Here is a 23190-nt window from a genome sequence, read left to right as displayed (position 1 = left end):
TGGCTTCGGCTTAGAAGGCAAAACAGGAGCAACCCAGTGCGCCCCAAAATGCCTGGTTATCAGATACCGGCACGGTAGAACGACGAGAAATATCATGCTGATGGACGTGAACGCCACAGGGTCCACTGCATTGATGCACCTGGGGTCGCGCCCCCACACGCGCCTGCGCATCAGGCGGCGCTGCACGATAGTGCCCCGGCACCGTGACCACCGGCGACCAGTCTGGCAATACCGGGATCGACGGCGGGGCCAGCGGTGAAAAGCCACCGGCGGCATAGACAATTGCGCCGTCCACCAGGGTCAGTACCGACTCAATGCCTTTTATCTCTTCTTCCGGCACGCTGAAATAATCTTTTGACAGGATAGCCAGGTCCGCCAGTTGGCCGACTTTGATTTGCCCTTTTTTACCCTGTTCAGTGGAAAACCAGGCACTGCCCTGCGTCCACAGCATCAGCGCCGTCTCGCGGTCCAGGCGGGCATGGTCGTCATACATGGCCATGCCGCCGACAGTGCGGCCAGATACCAGCCAGTAAAGTGCGGTCCAGGGGTTATAGCTGGCCACTCGCGTGGCATCGGTACCCAGACCGACGGGTACCTCGGCGGCAAGCATCTTCGCCACCGGTGGCGTTTCCCGGGTGGCCTCTTTACCGTAACGTTCGGCAAAATACTCCCCCTGGAAGGCCATGCGGTGCTGCACGGCAATACCGCCGCCAAGGGCTTTCACCCGTTCGATATTGGCCTGAGTAATAGTTTCGGCGTGATCAAAGAACCAGTGCAGACCGTTGAACGGAATATCGCGGTTCACCTTTTCAAACACATCCAACATACGGCTGATGGATTCGTTATAGGTGGCATGCAACCGGAACGGCCAGCGGTTTTCCACCAGATGGCGCACTACGCGTTCCAGCTCATCCTCCATCCCTGGTGCCAAATCGGGGCGCGGCTCGAGAAAGTCCTCAAAGTCGGCGGCAGAAAACACCAGCATCTCACCGGCACCGTTATGGCGATAAAAATCCGTACCCTGGCCCGGCTTGAGCATATCGGTCCAGCGTTCGAAGTCTTCGACTTCATGGCCAGGACGTTGGGTAAACAGGTTATAGGCAATACGCAGCGTCAGTTGTTTCTTGTCATGCAACTCGGCGATCACCTGATAATCTTCAGGATAGTTTTGAAAGCCGCCACCGGCATCAATGGCGCTGGTCAATCCCAGCCGGTTAAGCTCACGCATAAACTGGCGGGTTGAATTGACCTGTTGCTCCAGCGGCAGTTTCGGGCCTTTGGCCAGCGTGGCATAGAGCAACATGGCGTTGGGACGGGCAATCAGCATGCCGGTGGGATTACCTTTGTCGTCGCGCTGAATTTCGCCTCCCGGCGGATTGGGCGTATCACGGGTATACCCCACCACCCTGAGTGCGGCGCGATTAAGCAGGGCGCGATCGTAGAGATGAAGAATAAATACCGGAGTATCGGGTGCTGCCGCATTAATTTCGTCCAGCGTTGGCATACGGCGTTCAGCAAACTGAAACTCCGTCCAGCCACCGACGACTCTGACCCATTGCGGCGAGGGGGTTCTCAGCGCCTGCTCTTTTAACATCCGCAATGCATCAGCTAACGAAGGCACCCCTTCCCAACGCAGCTCAAGATTATAATTGAGACCACCGCGGATCAGATGCAGGTGTGAATCATTAAGACCGGGGATCGCCGTATGGCCGGTTAAATCCAGCGTTGTGGTTTGCGGCCCGGCATAGCGCATCACTTCGGCGGCACTGCCCACCGCAAGAAATTTACCGTCTTTGATTGCTACGGCGTCAGCGAAGGGATTCTCTCGGTCAACGGTGTGAAATTTGCCGTTGGTTAAAATCAGGGAAGCATGATTGTGCATCTTGGGTCTCCAGACTCTATTGCCCTTTCGGGATCAACCAATTTTTCAGTAAACGCGTTACCAGCGGCATCCAGAAAAACACCACCAACGCAACGACACTGGCATCATTGAGCAGATGCCCCCATAGCGTCCCTTTGCCTGCGGGCAAGAGCGTGCCCCAAAACCAGGGAACAAAATTCGTCGAGGGAAAGATCACCCCCAGCGTCAGCAAATACTGTTTCCACTTCGCCGGTGTTGGCCCTTTTTTGGTTTGCGGCGTAAACCAGAAGGCGGCACCGGGTCGGATCTCAAAGCGGTCGCCCTGGTCTAATAATCCGCTGACCTTGGCCACCAGCGCCTGACGGTCCGGGGAGTGGATCCAGGCATACAGGCGGTCGAGATCCGCAAACCTGACCAGGATGGTATAGGCGGTTTCACCTTCCCGTGGTCGAATAACATTCACACCAAGATGACCGGTAAAGCTGGCGGCCATCGGCATAATTTCTTCCAGCCATGCCTCATATTCCCGGGTTTTTCCCGGCAAGGGGCTGTGAGTGATCACCAGCGTGACGTGATCTTGTTGCGTTGAATAGTTCACGTTATTTCCTTTAGCGGTAAGCGATAAACCCTGCTGCTGTGGTTGAAACAATAGGCAAATCGCCGGGTTGCTGATAGCGTAAAGATTTTAAGAACTTGTTAAATATTTTTGGGGAACCCGCAGATGAAACTGAGTCTTGAAGCCCTGCTGATACTTGATGCGCTGGAACGCCACGGCTCTTTTGCCGCCGCAGCCGCCACCCTGTTTAAAACGCCCTCGGCTCTGAGCTATACCATTCAAAAAATGGAAAGCGACTTAAAAATCAAATTACTCGATCGTTCCGGCCATCGCGCCACCTTCACCAGCACCGGCAAGCTGATGCTGGATAAAGGCCGGGTGCTGTTGCAGGCGGTCAGCGAGCTTGAGCAAGAGGCGCAATATGTCGAAAGCGGCTGGGAAAGCAAACTTACTCTGGCTCTCGATGCGTCGGTGCCGCTGAAGGTACTTCACCCGTTGATCGACGCCTTCTATCAACAGCATCAACATACCCAGCTGCATTTCACCCAGGAAGTGCTGGCGGGAACCTGGGAAGCGTTGCTCTATCATCGGGCAGATATCATCATCGGCGCGGTACGCGAACCGGCCACCCGCGGCGGCATTGGCTGTTTACCGCTGGGCTGGCTGGAATATGTCTTCGCCGTCGCACCACAACATCCGCTGGCCCGCGCCGAAGAACCCGTGCCGCAAGAAATCCTTCGCCAATATCGCGCCGTGGTGATCCAGGACTCTTCTAAACATAGTAGTGGTGCCGACTTACGGATCCTCGACCGACAGAAAATCCTCACGGTGCATGATTTTCGGGGAAAAATAGATGCGCAAATCGCTGCGCTAGGTTGTGGTTTTTTACCGCGCTATCTGGCGGAACCCTATTTACGGTCGGGGGAATTGATAGAAAAAGTGCTCGATGCCCAATGCCATCAAGATATGGCCTATCTGGCATGGAACGAAAACGCCAGCGGCAATGCCGCCAAATGGTGGATCCAACAATTGCGAGATTTCGAAGGTTTTTCCGCCCTCTATCAGCGCAATCCGCTTTAGAACAAAATGTGCCGTGCGCCCTGTCCTGATAACGTCATTTGACTGAAATATTGCTGTCATTACCGCACTTTATGGTCATGAAAACGCAACCGGAGGTCATTCTATGTTTAGCATGGACAACGTACTTCAGGATCTTGACCCACAGCACAAAACCCCGGACTGGCAGCGCCAGCTGTTAAAACGCCTGTTTCGCGAAAAAGAATTCCATCAGTTGGCCGATACCCACCGTCACCTTAAAGGTGTGGATATGGTCGAGCAGATACTCGATGATTTCCAGGTACGCTGCGAGCTGTCGGAACGCTGCCTGGAGCAGATCCCCAGCTACGGCCCGGTCGTGGTCATAGCCAATCACCCCATCGGTACCCTTGACGGCCTGGCCCTGCTCAACGCCGTTGCCTCGGTGCGGTCTGATGTCAAAATTGTCGCCAATCGCCTGCTCTCGCAGGTGACCTCCCTCAATAACCTGATGATCCCGGTGGATAATATGGGCAATCGCACCGGACGCGAGCAGGTTGCCAGGATGCAACAGCATCTGGAAAACCAGGGTGTGCTGATCCTCTTTCCTGCCGGTGAAGTCTCTCGTCTCAGCTCGAAAGGGGTACGCGATGGCCGCTGGCATACCGGGTTTATCCGCCTGGCGGCCAAAACCCGCGCCGCGATTGTGCCGGTGCATATCAGCGGTAATAACAGCGCGCTATTTTACCTTAGTTCGATGCTGTACAAGCCGCTGGCCTCACTGCTGCTGGTCCATGAAATGTTTGGCCATCGCGGCAGTTGCCTGACGCTGCAAATTGGCGCGCGTATTCCTTATGAAAGCTGGCATGACGGCCACACTCAGGCCAAGGATCTGGCGGCGCGTTTTCGCCAACACGTCTATCGCCTGGGACAGGGGAAAAGCGGTCTGTTTCATACCGAATCGGCCATTGCCCGCGCCGAAGATCGCGCAGTGCTCAAGCGCGCGCTGGAGGCCAGTGAAGTGCTCGGGCAAACCCCCGATGGCAAGCACATTTATCTCTATCGCCGCCAGGACGAAGATTATGTGCCGGTGCTGCGCGAGCTGGGACGCCTGCGCGAAATCGCCTTTCGTGCCGTCGGTGAAGGCAGCGGTCGCCGCCGCGATCTGGACAGCTATGATGACGACTATTATCACCTGGTGCTGTGGGACCCGCAGGCGCTGGAGATCGTCGGCGCCTATCGATTTATTCCCACCGCCGAACAGCTGGAAAAACGCGGCATTAACAGCATCTACAGCCAAAGCCTGTTCAATTATGGCCATCAGATGGACCCGATCCTGGCCCAGGGTATTGAGTTGGGCCGCAGCTTTATTCAGCCGGCTTACTGGGGCAAACGCGGTCTGGACTATTTGTGGCTGGGTATTGGTGCCTATCTGGCGAAATATCCACAGTATCGTTACCTGTTTGGACCGGTATCGATTTCCGGCGGATTGCCACTGGCGGCACGCGACCTGCTGATTGCCTTTTATCGCCTCTATTTTGCCCCAACCCTGCCGCTGGCCACCTCACGACGTCCCTATCCTGCCTCTTTACCGGAGGTGCTGGCACAGTTTGAGGGTGATAATTATCAGGAGGATTTACAGCGGCTTAAACGGCTGCTGGCCAATTTAGGCTGCAGCATTCCGCCACTTTATAAGCAATATACCGAACTTTGCCAATGCGGCGGTGTGCAGTTTATCGACTTCGGCTGCGATCCGGCGTTCAATAACTGTATTGACGGCCTGGTACTGGTCGATTTGTCGGCGCTAAAACCGTCAAAATATGAGCGTTATATTGCCGTGCATCAGGATAAGGCGGCAGTGGCCCAAGCGGATTAGGCTATTGATGGATACCTTGGTTAATTCATTGGCAATCTGTCCAAAATAGCCTGAGCCGTATTGACGTCGGTGACCAGCGAATTAATCATGCCGGAACGCACGGCACCGATAATCCCGGCGGCTTTTTCTGGCGTGGCGGCGACGCCGATAGTCAAAGGCGTACGGCGCAGTTGTTCAACGGAGGCGGCAATCATGCGGTCTTCGCCCTCCCAATGGAGGATCTCCCCGGACTCGGTAACGTAGTGTCGCAATACATCGCCCGCAGCCTGGTTTAATGCCTGCTCTCCCGGTGTGGCAGTAGTGGATTCGCTGGCTTTTGGCGCGTGGGTCAAGCCGACGCCGACAATGGCCACATCCAGCCGATCCCACAGGGAAATAATCTCCTGGACACTGCGGTCACGCAAAAAAGCATCGCGCAGCTCGGCGGAAGAGATATAGGGCGCATGCAGAAAATAGGGCGTGCCTTCCATCTGCTCGGCGGCACGGCGCACAAACTCGGTGATCTGAAAATGCGGGGCTGACTGCTGCATACCGCCGTTTAACGCCACGGTCAAAATTCCCGGCAGACGCGGCAATCCCGCCAGCGTCACTTCCCGCACCGCCCTTCCCCAGCCAATACCCAGTACCGACCCCGCACCCAATGCCGACTGCGACAGAATGGATGCCAATGGCGCAGTCAGCGAGCCCAGCACGTTATTGGCTGGCGCATCCACTACATAGGCATTCTTCAATCCCAGGCGGGTCATAAGGTCAGCGGTCATATTTTCGGGAGAAGATAAGCCGATGACTTCTATACGTACAATCCCCGCCGCACGGGCTTTATTCAACAGTCGAGAGATGGTGGCCGTAGACACATCCAGCTTGCGGGCAATCTCCACCTGCGACATATCTGACTCGTAATGCAGCTTGGCAACCATATGCATCATTGTGCGCGTTGCTGCAATATCTTGCAAAATTGGCTCTTTCAGCTTGAAATTCCTTTCAGTAATGAATTACACTCAAATTGTCGATTGAGGAATTATTGCGCATCAACTGCTAGATTGCAATCTTCCTCACCGGGGAAAAACCCTTTAAAACCGGCGTTTTCCGTGGGTTTTAGCCACCCTGGACCCAGAGGGTAACGACAGAGCATCCAGTGTAATCGAGATTTTTTAATCTGTAATAAATTTCACGCAAAGGAGCGTTCCATGTCAAAGATGTCTACTTCAGAGTTACGCAGCTACCAGCAAATTTGTGGTAAAAACGGTGCCATGCTGGTGATCGCCTGCGACCAGCGCGGCGGAATGCGTACACTGCTCAGTAATGACCCTCAGCAGCAATCCACCATCTCCGAGCAGCAACTGGGACTGATCAAAGCCGATATTACTCAGTATCTGGCCAGCAAGGCGTCCTGCGTGCTGGTCGATCCGGTCTGCGCAGTGCCGCAACTGGTGGATGATGGCATTATTGCCCGTGATACCGCCCTGCTGATTGGCCTCGATGCCTCCGGCTGGGATACTTCTGCGCAAGGTTATCGCCTGTCTCGACTGGCAAAAGATGTCGATGCTCGCCGTGTACGTGAACTGGGGGCCACCGGAGGGAAAATTATGGTCTATCTGCGCGCCGACCAGCCGGAAGCCAACCGCCATAATATCGCTATCCTCAACCAGTGTATCGAGGACTTCAGCCGCGAAGATCTGCTGTTGGTGGTGGAGTTCCTGACCTATAAACTGGAAAACGAAAGCGATGCCGACTATAAAGCCAAGATCCCCGAACTCATCTATGGCGGCACCAAGATTTGCCTCGAGTGTGGTGCCAAGGTGCTGAAACTGCCTTACCCGGGTTCTAAACAGGCCTGTGCCGCCATTACGCAACTTGCCGGCGATGTGCCTTGGGCGGTACTGTCAGCAGGTGTCGATCATGAGACCTTCCTTAAACAAGTAGAAGATGCCATGAGTACCGGGGCGTCGGGAGTGATTGCCGGGCGTTCATTGTGGAAAGACTGTATTTCACTGGATCGCAGCACCACCAAAAACAAACTGGAATCGCTGGCTATTCCGCGGCTAAAAGAGCTGCAGGCAGTGATCCAGCAATATTTCCATGCCGCTCAACACGGTAAAAATGCATCAGCAGAACAGGTGGAACATGTCTGAGAACAGAGCAGCTTTTAACGCCGACACGCGCAGCCAGCCAGGTAAAAGGGTCATTCTGGTCAACGGGATCCCCGCTTCCGGTAAAAGCAGTCTCGCCGTTGAGCTCTCTGCCTGTACCGGCTGGTTAGCGCTGTCCCTTGATGGCATCAAAAATCCTTTTCTCCAGCGCCTTGAAGGGGTAGATCGTGCCTTTAACCGCGTACTGGGCCAGGCGAGCTATCAGGTTATCTGGTCAATCGTCGGCGATGCACCGCAGGGCAGTACCTTTATTATCGATGCCTGGTTTGGTTTTCAACCCAAAGCGCTGCTGATCGATTATCTGCAGCAAGCAGGGGTTAGCCAGGTGGTGGAAGTCTGGTGCCAGATCACTGCCGAGCGAGCAGCCGCACGTTACCAGGCCAGATTGGGAGAACGCCTTCCCGGCCATTTGGGGGCGGAATATATTCCAGAGTTAAAAATCTTGGCAGGCAAGGCACAGCCTTTGGAATTGGGTCCGGTCTATTATTGTGATCAGGAAAAGCCGGTAGATATTAACGCCATTAACAGTTGGATAGCTAATGTATTAAAATAATAACGGCCACTATGGCTTATTTATAATACCCACTATCTTTCTATTGATAAAAGTTAGCTAAAGATATTTTTGGCCGACGTTAATACCCTGCGCCCTTAATTTATTAAATAAGATTAATATGAATATTTTTTAGCAATCACTAATAGGCATAGATAGATCACAGTTTTTATATTTTGCCGCAATGATACTGCTAGAAGCCACTGTTTATTATTAAGAGGACCTATGTTAACCGACTGGATTAATGAACATAATATTCGCATCATTGAACATACGGATAACTGGCAAAGTGCCGTGGCATTAGCCGTACAGCCGTTAATTGATGTCGGCGCAGTGGAGAGCCGTTACCTGCAGGCAATATATGATATGCACCGGGAAATCGGCCCATATTATGTATTGGGCGAAGGTATCGCCATGCCCCATGCCAGACCAGAAGAGGGGGTGATTCATACGGCATTATCCCTGGTTATTGTTTCCGGTGGCGTGACGTTCAACAGTGAGGAAAACGATCCGGTCTATATTATTTTTGCCTTGGCCGCGATAGACAGTCATTCACATATTGAAATGATCGCCAGTCTGTCTCATTTATTTTGCGACGATGAAGTGGTCGAAAAACTACGCGGATGTCGCAGTAAGCAAGAAGTGCTGCAGACCATCCGTCAGTACTGAAAACCGGCCCTGTGGCGCTGCCCCGGGCTTTACCAGACATGTGTCTTACTCACGATCACCTAAGGAATTCCTATGAAAAAGTTATCCATTTTGGCGGTATGTGGCGCAGGCCTGGGCAGCAGTTTTGCCTGTGAAATGAGTATTGAAGCCGCATTAAAAGATTTGGGGATTGATGCTGACTTGTCTCATTGCGATATCTCCAGCGCGACCTCAACGCGTGCCGATATTATCTTTACCGGCGAAAATTTCAGAACACAATTCCAGCACTACAATATTAGTGCCACCATTATTTACCTGAAACGTTTAGTGGATAAAAATGAAATCAAAGAAAAAATTACGCCCGTTCTGCAAGAGATGGGACTGATGATCCATCAGTAATCATATTCACCTATAAAAATAACGTATATATAAAAACGTAAAAATACCTTATCCGATAGCTCGATCACCGTGAACTCTACAGGGGACTTATTATGTCTTTCCTTCACTTTATTGTTAACGACGTGCTGGGCCAGGCGTCAATATTAATCTCCCTGATCGCCATGATCGGGTTGATCGCCTTAAAGAAAAGCCCGGGGCAAATCATTACCGGCACGCTAAAAACGCTGCTTGGCTTTTTAGTCTTGCTGTCAGGCGCCACTATTATTGTTAATGCGTTAACCTTTCTGGGAGAAATATTCCAGAAAGGTTTCCATATGCGCGGGATTGTCACCGACGTCGGCTCTATTGCCGGGATCGCGCAGCAAACCCTTGGGCGAGAAACGGCATTAATTATGGTTTTGGCTTTTATTGTCAATATTCTGATTGCCCGTTTTACCCGTTATAAATATATTTTCCTTACCGGCCAGGCTTCACTGTGGATGGCCACCGTCTGTTCAGTTATCGGCTATATGGGCGGCTTACGCGGTACCGAGCTGATCCTGATCGGCGGGGTGATTGCCGGGGTGATGGCGGTGGGCATGCCGGTGCTGGCACAGCCGATTGTGCGTAAAATTACCGGCTCCGATGATATCGCCCTGGGGCATTTCTGCACCATCGGCTATATCGTTCAGGCGGGCGTGGCAAAAGTGACCGGCGACGTCAGCAAAAGCACCGAAGATTTTGAACTGCCACAGTCATTCTCCTTCCTGCAAGATACCTATCTGTCGATGATGGTGGTGATGATCCCCATTTATCTGATCCCGGCGGTAGCAGCAGGTCCTGAGGTGATTGCACCTTACGCCAGCAATGTTAACTACCTGATTTATGCTTTCCTGCAGTCAGTGCAATTTGTGGTCGGTGTCTATGTACTGCTCTCCGGTGTACGTCTGTTACTGGCGGAGATCGTGCCGGCCTTCCGCGGTATTGCCCTGCGCATTGTGCCTAACGCCATTCCGGCCCTCGACTGCCCGGTGCTCTTTCCCTACGCCCCTAACGCGGTGATCATTGGTTTTATCTCCACCACCATCGGTTCGATTATCGGTATGTTTCTGTTCCCCAGCATCGGGCTGGCGATGATCCTGCCGGGGATGTTGACCAACTTCTTTGCCGGTGGCACCGCCGGGATTTTCGCCAATGCGGTTGGCGGACGTCGCGGTGCCATTATCGGCGGCATCTTCCACGGGCTGTTTATCACTCTGCTTCCCGCGCTGCTGCTGCCGCTGCTGGGCAAATTCGGCTTCTCCAACGTGACCTTCAGCGACTCGGACGTGATCAGCGTCGGGCTGGTATTTGGTCACATCCTTAACTTCTTCCACTAAGTTTAACGGAGGTGAAAATGAACAGCGAAATCGAGGCCATTCTGGCCAAAAACCTGGCACCGGCCGACTGCGCCAAGGCGCTCAATGAACTGGGTAAAAGCTATGCCGAGCAACAGGATAGCGACAACGCCATCGCCTGCTGGGAAAAAAGTATGGAATGTTATGGCAAACCCGGTTTTGCCCAGGCGCAACTGATGAAAGCCTACAACGCCAAACGGCGTCAATGTTCACAGGCCGGTGACGGCAACGGACTGGAGTTGTATTCGAATAAAATCGACGGTCTGATGCAAAAAAGCAAAGACGCCATTCGTTACGGCTACTGAAGACGGCGCCATCAGCCGATAGTCCCGACAAAAAGTCAGTAACTGCCTGTTACTGGCTTTTTTTTTGACCTTTACGGGATAGCTTTTATGATAAAGGTGATATTTTGAGCAACACAAGAGGGATTTATGTCAGTCAAACTTATTGCAGTGGATATGGATGGTACCTTTCTCGATGATAAAAAGCAGTACAATAGAAGTCGGTTTCTTTCACAATATACGCAATTAAAACAGAAAGATATCAAGTTTGTTGTCGCCAGCGGCAACCAATATTATCAGCTGAAATCCTTTTTTCCGGAAATTGCCGACGAGATCGCTTTCGTCGCCGAAAACGGCGCATACATTGTAAATCAGGGACAGGATTTTTCTGTTGCTGCGCTGGACAAGGACGCCGTCAAAAAAATCCTGGATTTTATCGACCATACTCCCGGACTGAATACGGTGATTTGCGGTAAAAACAGCGCCTATATTCTGGCCACACAGCCGCAAGCTTTTTACCAGAAAATGCACAGGTACTACCCTCGATTAAAAAAAATCGAAAGTTATCACGAAATCGACGATATCCTGTTCAAGTTTGCCACCAATATTGACGATAACCATTTAGCAAACTTTATGAGTTCACTCGAACGCGCCCTTGGCCATATTATCACGCCAGTATCCAGCGGCCACGGCTCGGCAGATCTGATTATTCCCGGCAGACACAAAGCGAGCGGACTGCGTATGCTGCAAAAAGTCTGGGGAATTGATGACAGCCAGGTGGTGACCTTCGGCGACGGTGGTAACGACGTCGAAATGCTCAAACAAGCGGCTTTCGGTTTTTCCATGGCTAACGCGATGCCGGTGGCAAAAGCCGCCGCCCGCTATTCGACGCTTTCTAATAACCAGGAAGGCGTATTACATATCATTGATAAAATATTGGCGGGCGAAGCGCCGTTTTAACGCCTGTTCGGTGTTTTCGGGAGTTATGCCATGGATCCTGAGTATGTGAGCCCCGATGCGATCCGCGATCGTTTCTCAAAGGCCATGTCGTTGATGTATCAGCAAGAAGTGCCACAATACGGCACGCTGCTGAATATTGTCCGCCAAGTCAATGAGGAGTGTCTGGCCCGCAGCCCTGATACTTTCCTGCATAACGAGTACGCCCAGGCAGTTAATCGTCTAAGCGTCGAGCGTCACGGCGCTATCCGTCTCGGAAGCGCCCGTGAACTGGATGAAATCCGTCAAATGTTTGCGGTTATGGGCATGTACCCGGTCGGCTATTACGATCTCTCGGCGGCGGGCGTACCTGTCCATGCCACCGCTTTTCGTCCGGTTACCGAAGCCTCATTAGCCTTTAACCCTTTTCGCATCTTTACCTCTCTGTTGCGACTGGAACTGATCGACGATCCCGCGCTGCGCGACAAGGTGGCCGCTATTATTGCCCACCGCCATATTTTCACGCCGCGTGCGCTGGAACTGATCGCCGAAAATAACCGCCAGGGAGGATTAAAGGATTGTCAGGCCGCCGAATTTGTTAGCGAAGCGCTGGAGACCTTCCGCTGGCATCATCACTCTCCGGTCGATAGGACCATTTACCAACAGCTGTTACAGCAGCATCGGCTGATTGCCGACGTTGTCTGTTTTAAAGGGCCGCATATTAATCATCTGACGCCAAGAACGCTGGATATTGATGAGGTGCAAAGGCGCATGCCGCAGCAGGGTATTGCTCCCAAAGAGACCATCGAAGGGCCGCCGCCACGCCGTTGCCCAATATTGTTGCGACAGACCAGCTTTAAGGCGTTAAGCGAAAATATCCTGTTTGCCGACCAAACGGCAGGTACTCACACCGCCCGCTTTGGTGAAATTGAACAACGCGGACAGGCTCTGACCCCTAAAGGCCGTGCCTTGTACGATAAGCTGTTATTGGCTGCTTCTGCGGTACCAAGCGACGGCAATGTCGATCGTCAGGCGCAGCTGGCGCAGGCATTTGCTGACTTCCCCGATGATATCGCCAGCCTTCGTCAGCAAGAGTTGGGCTTCTTTCGCTATCTGCGCGGCCCCAATCGGCAGGCGATTAATCTGGCCAAGGTCAGCGAGATAGAATCATTGATCGCCTCGGGCCATGTACTGGCTGAACCTATTATCTATGAGGATTTTCTGCCGGTCAGCGCGGCGGGGATTTTTCAGTCCAACCTGGGCGGCGATACCAGCAGTGTCAGCCGCGGTCACCCCGACAAAAACGCATTTGAAGCCGCACTGGGTAGTGGCGTTATCGATGAATTTACTCTTTACGCCACCCTTGAGCAGGCATCGTTGCAGGAACTATGGCAAGCACTGGAGGCGGAGCAGCAGCCAGCAAACTAGCCCGGAAAATACATAAGATAAAATGCTAGATCTTTACTATCTGTGCAACAAACCCCTGATGTATCTGCATCACGATCGCTTAAAGAATGATCAAGAGATCGAACGCAGGCTCGCAGGCGAAGCTTTCTACTTATAATTACAATCAGGAGAATTCGTCGTGAATACCCAACTCAAATATGCCAGCAGTGAGTCGCCGGACCCTGGCCAGGCCGTCGCAGAATTTGCCAGCCAGCTCGACATGGAAGGCATAGAGACTATTATTTTCTTCTGTTCACCGGACTACGATCTGGAGGTACTGGGTCGGGAGTTAAAAAACGTATTCTCCTGTCAATGTATTGGTTGCACCTCCTCTGGCCAGATTGGCAAACAAGGCTTCCAGCACTCGGGGATCCTCGGGCTCGGACTGGGTACAAACTTTCGCACCCGCTCCTTTATGATCCAGCCATTGATGAACTACGCCGCAACCGTGGCCGACATCGCCGAAAAGCTGCGCCATGATACCGAGGCGAGGCCGAATCTGCAGCGTTTTGGTCTGTTGCTGGTTGACGGCCTGTCTATGGCCGAAGAACGCCTTATTGCCAACCTCTATCAGCAGATTGGTAACGTTCCGATTGTCGGCGGGTCCGCTGGTGATGATCTGCGTTTCGAGAAAACTTACGTCTATAACGGCGATGGGCAGTTTGTTTCCGACGCCGCCATATTCGCCGTTATCGAAACCAGTGCACCGGTCACCATCTTTAAGGTGCAGCATTTCGAAGCCAGTGAGGTAGAGCTGGTGATCACCGAGGCCGATCCCGAGAAGCGACTTATCCTCGAGATCAACGGCGAACCCGCTGCTCAGGTTTACGCCGATGCCCTGGGTATCAGCGTGCAGGAATTGACACCAACAGTATTCTCGCGCAATCCGCTGGTGCTCTCTTTCGGCGATGAGCCCTATATCCGTTCGATCCTGAAATGGAATCCGGACCTCTCTCTCACCTGCTACTGCGCCATAGAGGCGGGGCTGATCGTGGCTATCGGCAAAGCCAAGGACCCGGTGCAAACCTTCGAGCAGGCCTTTGTCCGGGTCCGCGAGACGATTCCGCAACCCGCGGTCATTCTTGGCTGCGATTGCATTTTGCGTCGTCTCCAGTTCGAACAAGAAGGACTCGAGCAGCAGATCGGCGATATCATGGTGCAGAACCGGGTGGTGGGCTTTTCTACCTACGGCGAACAATATAACGGATTGCACGTGAACCAGACATTCACAGGCATCGCCATTGGAGGATAGAATATTGACTGAAGAAGCCTTTGCTGCACTGACCGCTGCCGAATATCAGCGCAAGCTCGCCGCGCGGGACAAGACCATCGATGTACTCAAGCGCCGCATTGCACAAGAGGCGAGGCACAGCAGCACCACGCCTTTTGCCATCCTCGAGCAAAATGTCGGTCTGGAGCAGGTGGTGGTGCGCAAGACCCTGGAGTTGGAAAACGAGCGGCATGAATTGGAAAAAGCCCTGGCCGAGCTACGTCTCACTCAGGTACAGCTGCTGCAGGCGCAAAAGATGGAGTCCATCGGCCAACTCGCTGCCGGCATTGCCCACGAGATAAATACGCCAACCCAATACGTCTCGGACAATGTGGGTTTCGTTAAAACGGCTACCATCGCTCTGCTTAGCCTGTTGGACTCGGCGATGGCGATGTCCGCTGCCGCGCAGGAAAAAATGGCCGATGAGCCAACCGTGGCAGAATTCGAGGCGCTGCTCAAGCGCACTAAAATGGCTTTCCTGCGCCGCCAGATCCCCAGCGCCCTGGACGAGTCACTGGAGGGTCTTGGCCATATTGCCAAAATCGTTTCTGCCATGAAAGAATTCTCGCACCCCTCCAAAGACGAAAAGGAATTGGTGGACGTGCGTGAGGTGATCAATACCACGGTAACCGTTGCCCGTAACGAATGGAAATACGTATCAGAACTTGAGACAGACTTCGAGGACGACTTACCGCTGCTGCCCTGTCTGCGCGATATGATTGGCCAAGCCATTCTCAACCTGGTGGTGAACGCCGCCCACGCTATCGCCGATACCATCCAGGAAGGAGTCAAAGAGAAAGGCAGCATTATCGTATCTGTAATGCGCAACGGCGAGTATATGGAGATCCGCGTCAAAGATGATGGCGGCGGTATCCCGGTGGCGATCCGCAGCCGTATTTTCGATCCCTTCTTCACCACCAAAGCCGTCGGTAAAGGCACGGGACAAGGGCTCGCCATTGTCTATTCAACCGTGGTGGACAAACATAAAGGCCGCATCCGTTGTGAATCTGAAGTAGGCGTGGGTACGACTTTCATTCTGCAGTTGCCGCTTCGCTGCGAAAAAGAGGAATCCCCTGTATGCAAGTGATGTTCGTCGATGACGAAAGTCGGGTGCTCTCCGGAATTGAGCGGGCGGTCATGATGCAAGAGAGCGATTGGGAATGTCGCTTTGCCAATAGTGGCCACGAAGCCCTTATGATGCTGGAGGAATTGCCAGCCGACGTGGTGGTCTCTGATATGCGCATGCCCTTTATGGATGGCGCTGAATTGCTGACGCAAGTACGCAACCGCTGGCCGGCCACCATACGTATCATCCTGTCCGGCTACTCAGAGCCGAGCGCCACCCTGCGAATGGTGGACGTGGCTCACCGCTTTGTTGCCAAACCCTGTGACAGCTCGACGCTGCTAACCATGGTAGCCAGCGCGCTGGCTCTGCGTGATATGTTCCAGGATCCCGCCGTGGTCGGGGCCGTGGGCCGTACCAGCCGACTGCCTGCCGCGCCAAAAGTGTTCAGCGAAGTATGCCGGCAGCTGGCCAATCCCGGCAGTGATATCCGACAGATTGCCGAGCTTATAGGCAGCGATCCGGCACTAAGCGCCAAAATTATGCAGCTTGCCAATTCGGCCTATTTCGCCAGAGGTACGCTGATTCATGATATCGGTAATGCCATCACCCACCTGGGACTGGAACAGGTAAAGCTGCTGGTTCTGGCTTCTCAAGTGTTTGCCGACGCCAAGACCGACCCTTATGTCGACCGATTACAACGTAGCGCCCTGCTGGCTTCTACCCTGGCGGCTCGCATTTCCGGTCATCAGGGGCTGGAACCCACCGCCGCGCTACTGGCAAAAATTGCACTGCTAATCCCCGAACTAAGGCAGGCCGACATCGAAGAAGTGACAGTTCTCGGCGAAACGTCGCTGCAAGCCGCAGTGAGCGCCTACCTGCTCGCCTTATGGGGTTTGCCTATGGATATCGTCGAAGCCGTGGCGCGTCATATGCAACCATCCCTTAGTGCAGATAAAGACTTTGGCGCGACCGGTACCGTACATGTCGCGGTCGCGCTCGCCAATCACGGTGTCCTCGATTTGGACTACCTGGAAAAAACTGGTGTGCTGAATAAACTGCCTCAATGGCAGAATATGCTCGCCCATACGCAGGAAAATCTTGATGACTGAAACTGCCTTACCTCGGGTGTTATGTGTAGATGATGAACCCAATGTGCTCGCCGCAATGGAGCGCAATCTCTTTGGTGATTTCGACGTCGTGGTTGCTCCCAGTGGTGAAGCCGGCCTCGATGCCGTCCGCTGGGGCAAACCTTTTGCCGTGATCATGTCCGATATGCGTATGCCGGGCATGGATGGTGCCACCTTTCTGTCGAAAGTGCGGGAGATCGCCCCCGACAGTGTGCGCGTGCTTCTCACCGGGCAGGCCGATCTGGAATCCTCCATTGCCGCCATCAATAAGGGAGCCATCTTCCGCTATCTCTGTAAACCTTGCCCCAAGGAAGAACTGGTTGCGGCGCTTAACGACGCCGTCAATCAGCACCGCCTGATCTGTGCGGAAAAGGAATTGCTGGCTACCACCCTGACTGCGTCGGTGCAAACGCTGACCGAGATGCTGGCGATGGTGGCACCATGGGCTTTTCAGCGCTCGGCTTTCGCCCAATCCTGTGTTATCCACGCCATGCCAGAACTAAAGTGGCCGGATGAATGGATATACACTATTGCCGCCTCGTTAAGCCAAATCGGCTGTGTAGGTATTCCCGCCGACGTGGTGCAGGCCGATGCCGCGCAGCGAAAACTCTCGGATGAAGAGAAAAAACTTCTCCAGGATCATCCCGATGTCGGCAGCAATTTGGTGGCACGCATCCCGCGCCTTGAGTTAGTGGCCGAGATTATTCGTCACCAGGCTACGGTGGCACCCTCTGATGCTCCGATCACGGTGATCCGCGGTGCCCATCTGCTGCGGGCAGCCCTTGAACTCGAGCGCCATGCCTCACGGGGACGGAGTCTGAGCAATGCCTGGGACGTCCTGCGCGCAGTAAAACCGCCGATCCCTGAGCACATTATCAAAGCGCTGGCTGATTTCCGTTCTAATGTCGCCGTTGTGCGCAGTGTACATATCGGCGAATTGCTTCCGGGTTGGGTGTTGGAGGAGGATATCCGCACCAGCAATGGTTTGATGGTATTGACCAAAGGTCATGAACTGACCGATACCGCTATCTCAGCGTTGCAGCGCCTGCTGACCTTACACGCCGTCAAGGACCCGATCCGCGTGCGTTATTAGCAGAGATTATCCCAGCGTCCTGGAGACGGGAGGCTGGGTGTTATTTTCGTCGTTGACCCAGGCAACACAATCGTTTTGTATTGATTGCTGTAACGAAAGAATAAACGGTATTGCGGTAAAAATTTTGCACGGAACCAGTGCTTATTTTCAGCGCCTGGCGTATTTCCCCGTAGGAAATGTGCCCCAAGCGGGTCTAAAGCTATGCGCTCAATAACTTGGCTGATAGCAGCTAACAGCTTCGCTGGCCGCTTGTTAATGTAGTCGTCCTGATTTGACGTTTTAAGTGAATCTACTTCTTGTCACAGCTTCAGTAGTTGCTCGACAAAATCACCTGCCCACCGGGCAACAGGGAATAAACTATATTTCCCCTTGGTTTCAGATGCAGTGCATCACGAATTGATGCGGGGATCATGGTCTGGCTACGTTCAGTGAGCCGAGACTCGGCACGTAAAGAACGTCCGCAATATTTAAAGTAACCCTATTTTATTCTCCAGTCCTCACGGGTTATCCATCCGTAAGGTTATGGGTTGACCTCGCCTGCCCATACTACAATGCAAACGCATTATAACTTCCCCTTTAGTATGTTTATGAAGCAGTTTTACCGCCCTGAAAGGGCGGTAAAATTATAAATAGAATGGGTATCGATTATTCCGCCAGTTGCTTAATCAGCTGTTCTGCCGTCGCCGTTGAGGACATTGGATTTTGCCCGGTGATCAACAGACCATCACTGACCACATAAGAACTCCAGTCAGCGCCTTTGGAATAAATACCGCCCTTGGCAATCAGCTCGTCTTCAACCAGGAAAGGAACAATCTCAGTCAGACCTACCGCTTCCTCTTCTGTATTGGTAAAGCCGGTCACTTTTTTGCCTTCCACCAGCGGTTTGCCTGCCGGTGTTTTTACATGGCGAAGTACGCCTGGTGCATGACAGACAAAGGCAACCTCTTTGTTTGCGGCCAGAAATGCTTCGATCAGCGCGATTGAGTGCTTATCTTCTGCCAGATCCCATAGTGGGCCGTGACCGCCCGGATAAAAAACAGCATCGTAATCAGCTTGCGAGACGCTGTCGAGACGGACAGTCGACGCCAGTTGGGCCATGGCCGCAGAATCTGCCTCAAAGCGGTGAGTCTGCTCGGTTTGAAAATCAGGCTCATTGCTTTTTGGATCTAATGGCGGGTTGCCGCCTTGCGGTGAAGCCAGGGTGATCTCCGCACCAGCATCCTTGAAGACGTAATAAGGTGCTGCCAGCTCTTCCAGCCAGAAGCCTGTTTTATGTCCGGTATTGCCCAGTTTGTCATGTGAGGTCAGAACCATAAGAATTTTCATATTACATCTCCAGTATTGCAGGTTTTGGATTAGACCGGTCGTATAGTTACCGGATAAAAAAAAGCGATTTCGTTTGTGCTCTCTATCCCTCCCCCCTAAGGAGAGAGATGAATAACTTGCCGGGTCATGCGCATTGCCGAATCAAACGGGTCGGTAGTGCGTACAATCTTGACCATAACGCTTGCGCCAAGCCACAGCTGATAAAGACTTTCGGCCACTTTGCCGGGTTCATCATCAATAACCAGAGAACCTTCAGCCACCCCTGCGGCTAATGCCTGCGCCAGCCGCGATATTATCCCTGACGTGCCTGATTTTAACGTCAGACGCATACTGTCAGAAAGGTCGGCCACTTCAGCCCCCAGTTTCACCGCCAGGCACTTGCCCTGACAGTCAAAAAACGACTGCGATGCTTGCCATTGCTGCCAGTAATTCATCAGTCGTTGCGCCATATTGAGACCCGGCTGACTCAGCGTGCTATCGAGTTCTGCCAGATAGTCGGCAAAATAGCGTGCCAGCATCGCCACACCAAAGGCTTCTTTGGAAGCAAAATAGTGATAGAACGACCCTTTTGGCACACCTGCGTCAGTGAGGATCTCATTCAATCCGACAGCCGAGAATCCCTTGCCCGCCATAATACGTTGGCCGGTTGCCAGGATGTGTTCGCGGATATCATTGTTATGGAGTTGGGTTGTCGTCGTCATGTAGGTAAACTATCAAATAATAGACCAGTCGTCTAGATGTAATTTAAAAGAATTTGATCACTGACGATCTGCTGAGGATAACCTGTCCCCCCGCAAGCTTATACCAACCAGATTAAGGCCTCGTCGCTACCCAAGTCTTAGCGGGTAAGTCGGAGATTGTCTTCCCGGACAAAGTCGATAAACGCCTGTAAGGGCGCAGGGATCAAGCGACGATCGTTATAGTAAAGATAGGGACCGGAAAACGACAACCACCACGGCTGCAATATTGCTTCCAGCTGGCCGCTGGCCATCGCCGGCTGCAGCCACTCTTCAAACAAATAGATAATACCGCTCCCGGCAATCGCTGTTGTCACCGCCAGATCTACCGCGCCCCCGACGCTAACCACCAGCGGGCCACTGACCTGCACGCTAAGGTTTTCGCCATCACGCTCAAATTCCCAGTCCGGCATAATGCCGCTGGCATAGCGGCCACGCAGACAACGGTGTTGCATCAACTCGCGCGGGTGCAGCGGCCGCCCATTAAGGTCAAGATAAGCCGGTGAAGCCGCAGCGGCATAGCGCTGACGACGCGGCCCGATGGGTATCGCAACCATATCCTGCTCAAGTCGTTCGTCATAACGAATACCGGCATCGCAGCCGTCACGAAACACATCCTGTACGTTACTTTCGGCGATAATCTCCAACTGAATATCCGGATAGCGGCGAAGAAATTCCGGTACCAGCGCCGGCAATACCAGCCGCGTGGCGCTGACCGGCACATTCAGGCGCAGCGTACCACCGGGCGTATTACGATAGCGATTGAGGGCATCCAGCGCAGCATTCACCTCATTCATTGCCGGTAGCAGACGCTCGATCAAAGCTCTGCCTGCTTCTGTCAGCACCACGGCGCGGGTAGTGCGGTGAAATAAGCGGATACCAAGCTGCTGCTCGGCGCGGCGCACCGCATCACTCAGCCGGGAGGCATTGCTGCCGGTAATGCGCGCTGCCTCGCGAAATCCACCGGCTTTCGCCACTTCAACCACTGCATGCAGCAGAGCGATATCCATCGACATTGTGCGTAACCTCGTACAGTTTGTCCTGATTTCACCGGATAGTTACACAGTAAGAACGCCGCTACAATCAATGAACACTCACACAGGAGATGGCCATGTCACAACCCTCAATGATTTATCGTCTCGGCGACCGCCAGGTAGGGCGTTTAGGTTACGGCGCGATGCAACTGGCAGGTCCCGGTGTTTTCGGCCCGGTAAAAGATGAAGCGCGGGCCATTCAGGTGCTGCGGGATGCTGTGGCTAGCGGCGTAAACCATATCGATACCAGCGACTTTTACGGGCCGCATGAAACCAACAGACTGATCAAGAAAGCGTTGCATCCGTATGCCGACAATCTGTGTATCGTGACCAAAGTCGGCGCCAGACGCGATGAAAAAGGCGGCTGGCACCCGGCCTTCAGCCCTGAAGATCTGACCCGGGCGGTGGAAGATAACTTGCGCAATCTCGGACTGGAAGTGATGGAGGTAGTAAACCTGCGCAGTATGCTCGACGTCCATAAACCATCAGAAGGATCGCTGGAGCCACAGCTGGAGGCGCTGATCGCGCTAAAAGAACGCGGTTTGGTTCGCCATATCGGCCTGAGCAATGTTACGGCCAGGCAGATAGAAGATGCCCAGAAGATGACAGCAGTGGCCTGCGTTCAGAATATGTATAACCTGGCCAACCGCCAGGACGATGCGCTGGTCGATCAACTGGCAGAACAGGGCATCGCCTATGTTCCCTTCTTCCCGCTTGGCGGTTTCTCGCCGTTGCAGTCAACGCAGCTTGACGAGGTGGCGGCCTCATTACAGGCGACGCCAATGCAGGTGGCCCTCGCCTGGCTGCTCAAGCGTTCACCCAATATTCTGCTGATCCCCGGCACCTCTTCGCCGCAGCATTTACAAGAGAATTTGGCCAGCGCACAGCTGACACTGTCCGATAAAATCATGGCTAAATTGAACAGTATGGGGTGAGTTGCACAACGCTTAACCCGCCAGGGGAGTCTATACCGGCTGGTGACAGGGTTTTCGCGTCACCAGCCGTTGCTATGCTGCCAGGTTATTGCCAGTCAGTGCCGGTAGTATTCAAATCAAAGCCTGCGCACAAGCCCAGGCAGAGCTCCAGGCCCACTGGAAGTTATACCCGCCCAACCAGCCGGTAACATCCACCACCTCGCCAATAAAGTAGAGGCCGGGGACTTTGCTGGCGGCCATGGTTTTCGACGACAGCTCACGAGTATCAACCCCGCCCAGCGTCACTTCGGCGGTGCGATAACCTTCGGTGCCGTTTGGCTGCACCTGCCAGTTTTGCAGTTGTGCCACCAGCGCCATCTGTTGCGGCAGGTTGAGCTGTTTCAGGGTAACGTCCGGTAACTGCTCCAGAGTTTGCAAACATTCCACCAGCCGTTTCGGCAGCCATAACGCCAGGGTGTTTTTTAGGCTTTGATTAGGGTGCTGCTGCCGTTGCTCATCGAGTAATGCGGCGAGATCGACATCAGGAAGTAAGTTAACGCTCACATACTCCCCCGGTTGCCAATAGCTGGAAAGTTGCAAAACGGCAGGTCCGGACAGTCCGCGGTGGGTAAAGAGAATATTTTCACGAAATACCGTGCCATCCTCTGCCGTCAGCACCGCTGGCACCGAAACGCCGGAAAGCGTCTGTAAATGCTCCAGCAGCGGTTTATGCAAGGTAAAAGGCACCAGACCGGCGCGAGTTGGCAACACCTTTAGCCCAAACTGCTCGGCCAGACGATAGCCAAATGGCGAAGCCCCCAACCCCGGCATCGACAGGCCCCCGCTGGCGACAACAAGTGAGTGTGCGCTCACATCTTGACCATTCACCGACAGGCAAAAACCTTGCTCAACCTTTTCTACCGCAGTAATTTCACTGCGCAGGCGCACCGTGACCTGGCCCTTTTGACACTCTTGCTCGAGCATGGTGACAATCTGCTCGGCAGAATCATCACAAAACAGTTGCCCCAGGGTTTTCTCATGCCAGGCGATACCATAGCGATTAATCAGATCGATAAAGTCCCACTGGCTGTAGCGCGCCAGCGCAGATTTGCAAAAATGCGGGTTTTGCGACAGATAGGCGGCAGGTTCAGTATAAAGGTTGGTAAAGTTGCAGCGCCCCCCGCCCGACATCAGTATCTTGCGGCCAAGCTTTTTACCGTTATCCAACAACAGTACGCTGCGGCCACCCTGGCCCACTTGCGCCGCGCAAAACATTCCTGCCGCACCGGCACCAATGACAACAACGTCGTACTGTTCCACATAAACCTCTCAAAATTACGCTATGTTAGTGTCTGCTCACGGGCAATTTGCCTTGCAACGCACCGCGGTGGCGAACAAAAAGCCGCCAATCTTACTGCCGGGGCGCACGATTGTATGCGTTGCTCCGGCGATAAGCCAGAAAACGGCGGTTCAATACCCTGTTCGTAAGGAAATGTGAGGAAAAAAATA

24 protein-coding genes are annotated in these 23190 nt (G+C 53.4%); 15 read left to right on the top strand and 9 right to left on the bottom strand.

Annotated features, from left to right (window positions below; genetic code table 11):
* Positions 1 to 10 precede the first annotated feature (10 nt).
* Positions 11 to 1882, bottom strand: coding sequence for an amidohydrolase (locus GW590_RS16175; protein WP_169404088.1), 1872 nt, complete (start codon positions 1880 to 1882; stop codon positions 11 to 13).
* A 16-nt stretch (positions 1883 to 1898) separates the two neighbouring features.
* Complete coding sequence (locus GW590_RS16170; RefSeq protein ID WP_169404087.1) at positions 1899 to 2459, bottom strand: antibiotic biosynthesis monooxygenase; 561 nt, start codon at positions 2457 to 2459, stop codon at positions 1899 to 1901.
* A gap of 123 nt (positions 2460 to 2582) precedes the next feature.
* On the opposite strand from GW590_RS16170, the gene GW590_RS16165 reads away from it, so the two are divergent.
* On the top strand, positions 2583 to 3497 hold the full coding sequence (locus tag GW590_RS16165; protein ID WP_169404086.1) for a LysR family transcriptional regulator: 915 nt from the start codon (positions 2583 to 2585) through the stop codon (positions 3495 to 3497).
* A 103-nt stretch (positions 3498 to 3600) separates the two neighbouring features.
* A complete protein-coding gene (locus tag GW590_RS16160) occupies positions 3601 to 5328 on the top strand; it encodes a lysophospholipid acyltransferase family protein (RefSeq protein WP_169404085.1) in 1728 nt (575 codons plus the stop codon).
* Positions 5329 to 5348: 20 nt separating this feature from the next.
* Here the strand turns inward: GW590_RS16160 and GW590_RS16155 are convergent, their stop codons facing one another.
* Entirely contained in the window at positions 5349 to 6281 is a 933-nt protein-coding gene (locus GW590_RS16155) for a sugar-binding transcriptional regulator (RefSeq protein ID WP_211186800.1), read from the bottom strand.
* 234 nt (positions 6282 to 6515) lie between these two features.
* Here GW590_RS16155 and GW590_RS16150 point away from each other — a divergent pair, with 234 nt between their 5' ends.
* The 12 genes from GW590_RS16150 (at position 6516) to GW590_RS16095 (ending at position 17670) form a co-directional block, all read left to right on the top strand.
* Positions 6516 to 7460 carry a tagatose-bisphosphate aldolase gene (locus GW590_RS16150; RefSeq protein WP_169404084.1) on the top strand — a complete coding sequence of 315 codons (945 nt, stop codon included), beginning with the start codon at positions 6516 to 6518 and terminating at the stop codon, positions 7458 to 7460.
* Positions 7453 to 8031 carry an AAA family ATPase gene (locus GW590_RS16145; RefSeq protein ID WP_169404083.1) on the top strand — a complete coding sequence of 193 codons (579 nt, stop codon included), beginning with the start codon at positions 7453 to 7455 and terminating at the stop codon, positions 8029 to 8031. The genes GW590_RS16150 and GW590_RS16145 overlap by 8 nt, the downstream gene beginning before the upstream one ends.
* 222 nt (positions 8032 to 8253) lie before the next feature.
* Complete coding sequence (locus GW590_RS16140) at positions 8254 to 8697, top strand: PTS sugar transporter subunit IIA (RefSeq protein ID WP_169404082.1); 444 nt, start codon at positions 8254 to 8256, stop codon at positions 8695 to 8697.
* A 72-nt stretch (positions 8698 to 8769) separates the two neighbouring features.
* Positions 8770 to 9075: a PTS sugar transporter subunit IIB gene (locus GW590_RS16135; RefSeq protein ID WP_169404081.1), complete on the top strand. Its 306-nt coding sequence runs from the start codon at positions 8770 to 8772 to the stop codon at positions 9073 to 9075.
* A gap of 92 nt (positions 9076 to 9167) precedes the next feature.
* Positions 9168 to 10433: a PTS sugar transporter subunit IIC gene (locus tag GW590_RS16130; RefSeq protein ID WP_169404080.1), complete on the top strand. Its 1266-nt coding sequence runs from the start codon at positions 9168 to 9170 to the stop codon at positions 10431 to 10433.
* A 17-nt stretch (positions 10434 to 10450) separates the two neighbouring features.
* Positions 10451 to 10756, top strand: a complete 306-nt coding sequence (locus GW590_RS16125; RefSeq protein WP_169404079.1) for a hypothetical protein — start codon at positions 10451 to 10453, stop codon at positions 10754 to 10756.
* Positions 10757 to 10882: 126 nt separating this feature from the next.
* A complete protein-coding gene (locus tag GW590_RS16120) occupies positions 10883 to 11692 on the top strand; it encodes a Cof-type HAD-IIB family hydrolase (protein ID WP_169404078.1) in 810 nt (269 codons plus the stop codon).
* Between the two features lie 30 nt (positions 11693 to 11722).
* On the top strand, positions 11723 to 13096 hold the full coding sequence (gene hglS / locus GW590_RS16115; RefSeq protein WP_169404077.1) for a 2-oxoadipate dioxygenase/decarboxylase HglS: 1374 nt from the start codon (positions 11723 to 11725) through the stop codon (positions 13094 to 13096).
* A gap of 157 nt (positions 13097 to 13253) precedes the next feature.
* Entirely contained in the window at positions 13254 to 14366 is a 1113-nt protein-coding gene (locus GW590_RS16110) for an FIST N-terminal domain-containing protein (RefSeq protein WP_169404076.1), read from the top strand.
* A 4-nt stretch (positions 14367 to 14370) separates the two neighbouring features.
* On the top strand, positions 14371 to 15471 hold the full coding sequence (locus tag GW590_RS16105) for a sensor histidine kinase (RefSeq protein WP_211186799.1): 1101 nt from the start codon (positions 14371 to 14373) through the stop codon (positions 15469 to 15471).
* Positions 15462 to 16559 carry an HDOD domain-containing protein gene (locus GW590_RS16100; protein ID WP_169404075.1) on the top strand — a complete coding sequence of 366 codons (1098 nt, stop codon included), beginning with the start codon at positions 15462 to 15464 and terminating at the stop codon, positions 16557 to 16559. The genes GW590_RS16105 and GW590_RS16100 overlap by 10 nt, the downstream gene beginning before the upstream one ends.
* Positions 16552 to 17670 carry a response regulator gene (locus GW590_RS16095; protein ID WP_169404074.1) on the top strand — a complete coding sequence of 373 codons (1119 nt, stop codon included), beginning with the start codon at positions 16552 to 16554 and terminating at the stop codon, positions 17668 to 17670. The genes GW590_RS16100 and GW590_RS16095 overlap by 8 nt, the downstream gene beginning before the upstream one ends.
* Here the strand turns inward: GW590_RS16095 and GW590_RS16090 are convergent.
* The 5 genes from GW590_RS16090 to GW590_RS16070 all read right to left on the bottom strand — a co-directional run bounded on the left by GW590_RS16090 (position 17667) and on the right by GW590_RS16070 (position 20749).
* A complete protein-coding gene (locus tag GW590_RS16090) occupies positions 17667 to 17927 on the bottom strand; it encodes a type II toxin-antitoxin system YhaV family toxin (RefSeq protein WP_328803082.1) in 261 nt (86 codons plus the stop codon). The two genes, GW590_RS16095 and GW590_RS16090, sit on opposite strands and share 4 nt — an antisense overlap.
* A gap of 50 nt (positions 17928 to 17977) precedes the next feature.
* The gene (locus GW590_RS16085) at positions 17978 to 18082 is read right to left on the bottom strand and encodes an AbrB/MazE/SpoVT family DNA-binding domain-containing protein (protein WP_169404073.1); all 105 of its coding nucleotides are present in this window, start codon (positions 18080 to 18082) and stop codon (positions 17978 to 17980) included.
* A 233-nt stretch (positions 18083 to 18315) separates the two neighbouring features.
* Positions 18316 to 18996, bottom strand: a complete 681-nt coding sequence (locus tag GW590_RS16080) for a type 1 glutamine amidotransferase domain-containing protein (RefSeq protein ID WP_169404072.1) — start codon at positions 18994 to 18996, stop codon at positions 18316 to 18318.
* Positions 18997 to 19091: 95 nt separating this feature from the next.
* Positions 19092 to 19697, bottom strand: a complete 606-nt coding sequence (locus tag GW590_RS16075) for a TetR/AcrR family transcriptional regulator (protein WP_169404071.1) — start codon at positions 19695 to 19697, stop codon at positions 19092 to 19094.
* Between the two features lie 137 nt (positions 19698 to 19834).
* Positions 19835 to 20749: a LysR substrate-binding domain-containing protein gene (locus GW590_RS16070; protein WP_169404070.1), complete on the bottom strand. Its 915-nt coding sequence runs from the start codon at positions 20747 to 20749 to the stop codon at positions 19835 to 19837.
* Positions 20750 to 20844: 95 nt separating this feature from the next.
* Between GW590_RS16070 and GW590_RS16065 the strand changes: the two genes are divergently transcribed.
* Positions 20845 to 21702 (top strand): aldo/keto reductase family oxidoreductase, encoded by an 858-nt coding sequence (locus tag GW590_RS16065; RefSeq protein WP_169404069.1) that lies wholly within the window; start codon positions 20845 to 20847, stop codon positions 21700 to 21702.
* A gap of 111 nt (positions 21703 to 21813) precedes the next feature.
* Here the strand turns inward: GW590_RS16065 and GW590_RS16060 are convergent, their stop codons facing one another.
* On the bottom strand, positions 21814 to 23001 hold the full coding sequence (locus GW590_RS16060; RefSeq protein ID WP_169404068.1) for a BaiN/RdsA family NAD(P)/FAD-dependent oxidoreductase: 1188 nt from the start codon (positions 22999 to 23001) through the stop codon (positions 21814 to 21816).
* Positions 23002 to 23190 lie beyond the last annotated feature (189 nt).

The sequence above is a fragment of the Rouxiella aceris genome (assembly GCF_012933545.1).
Taxonomy (GTDB): Bacteria; Pseudomonadota; Gammaproteobacteria; order Enterobacterales; family Enterobacteriaceae; genus Rouxiella; species Rouxiella aceris.
Note: the sequence above shows the minus strand (reverse complement) of the source record. Positions and strands in the feature narration are given on the sequence as shown.

Coding starts and splice junctions, on each gene's coding strand:
- GW590_RS16175 (WP_169404088.1), bottom strand. CDS start 1,882: ATGCACAATCATGCTTCCCTGATTTTAACCAACGGCAAATTTCACACC.
- GW590_RS16165 (WP_169404086.1), top strand. CDS start 2,583: ATGAAACTGAGTCTTGAAGCCCTGCTGATACTTGATGCGCTGGAACGC.
- GW590_RS16160 (WP_169404085.1), top strand. CDS start 3,601: ATGTTTAGCATGGACAACGTACTTCAGGATCTTGACCCACAGCACAAA.
- GW590_RS16150 (WP_169404084.1), top strand. CDS start 6,516: ATGTCAAAGATGTCTACTTCAGAGTTACGCAGCTACCAGCAAATTTGT.
- GW590_RS16145 (WP_169404083.1), top strand. CDS start 7,453: ATGTCTGAGAACAGAGCAGCTTTTAACGCCGACACGCGCAGCCAGCCA.
- GW590_RS16140 (WP_169404082.1), top strand. CDS start 8,254: ATGTTAACCGACTGGATTAATGAACATAATATTCGCATCATTGAACAT.
- GW590_RS16135 (WP_169404081.1), top strand. CDS start 8,770: ATGAAAAAGTTATCCATTTTGGCGGTATGTGGCGCAGGCCTGGGCAGC.
- GW590_RS16130 (WP_169404080.1), top strand. CDS start 9,168: ATGTCTTTCCTTCACTTTATTGTTAACGACGTGCTGGGCCAGGCGTCA.
- GW590_RS16125 (WP_169404079.1), top strand. CDS start 10,451: ATGAACAGCGAAATCGAGGCCATTCTGGCCAAAAACCTGGCACCGGCC.
- GW590_RS16120 (WP_169404078.1), top strand. CDS start 10,883: ATGTCAGTCAAACTTATTGCAGTGGATATGGATGGTACCTTTCTCGAT.
- hglS (WP_169404077.1), top strand. CDS start 11,723: ATGGATCCTGAGTATGTGAGCCCCGATGCGATCCGCGATCGTTTCTCA.
- GW590_RS16100 (WP_169404075.1), top strand. CDS start 15,462: ATGCAAGTGATGTTCGTCGATGACGAAAGTCGGGTGCTCTCCGGAATT.
- GW590_RS16095 (WP_169404074.1), top strand. CDS start 16,552: ATGACTGAAACTGCCTTACCTCGGGTGTTATGTGTAGATGATGAACCC.
- GW590_RS16085 (WP_169404073.1), bottom strand. CDS start 18,082: ATGATCCCCGCATCAATTCGTGATGCACTGCATCTGAAACCAAGGGGA.
- GW590_RS16080 (WP_169404072.1), bottom strand. CDS start 18,996: ATGAAAATTCTTATGGTTCTGACCTCACATGACAAACTGGGCAATACC.
- GW590_RS16075 (WP_169404071.1), bottom strand. CDS start 19,697: ATGACGACGACAACCCAACTCCATAACAATGATATCCGCGAACACATC.
- GW590_RS16070 (WP_169404070.1), bottom strand. CDS start 20,749: ATGTCGATGGATATCGCTCTGCTGCATGCAGTGGTTGAAGTGGCGAAA.
- GW590_RS16065 (WP_169404069.1), top strand. CDS start 20,845: ATGTCACAACCCTCAATGATTTATCGTCTCGGCGACCGCCAGGTAGGG.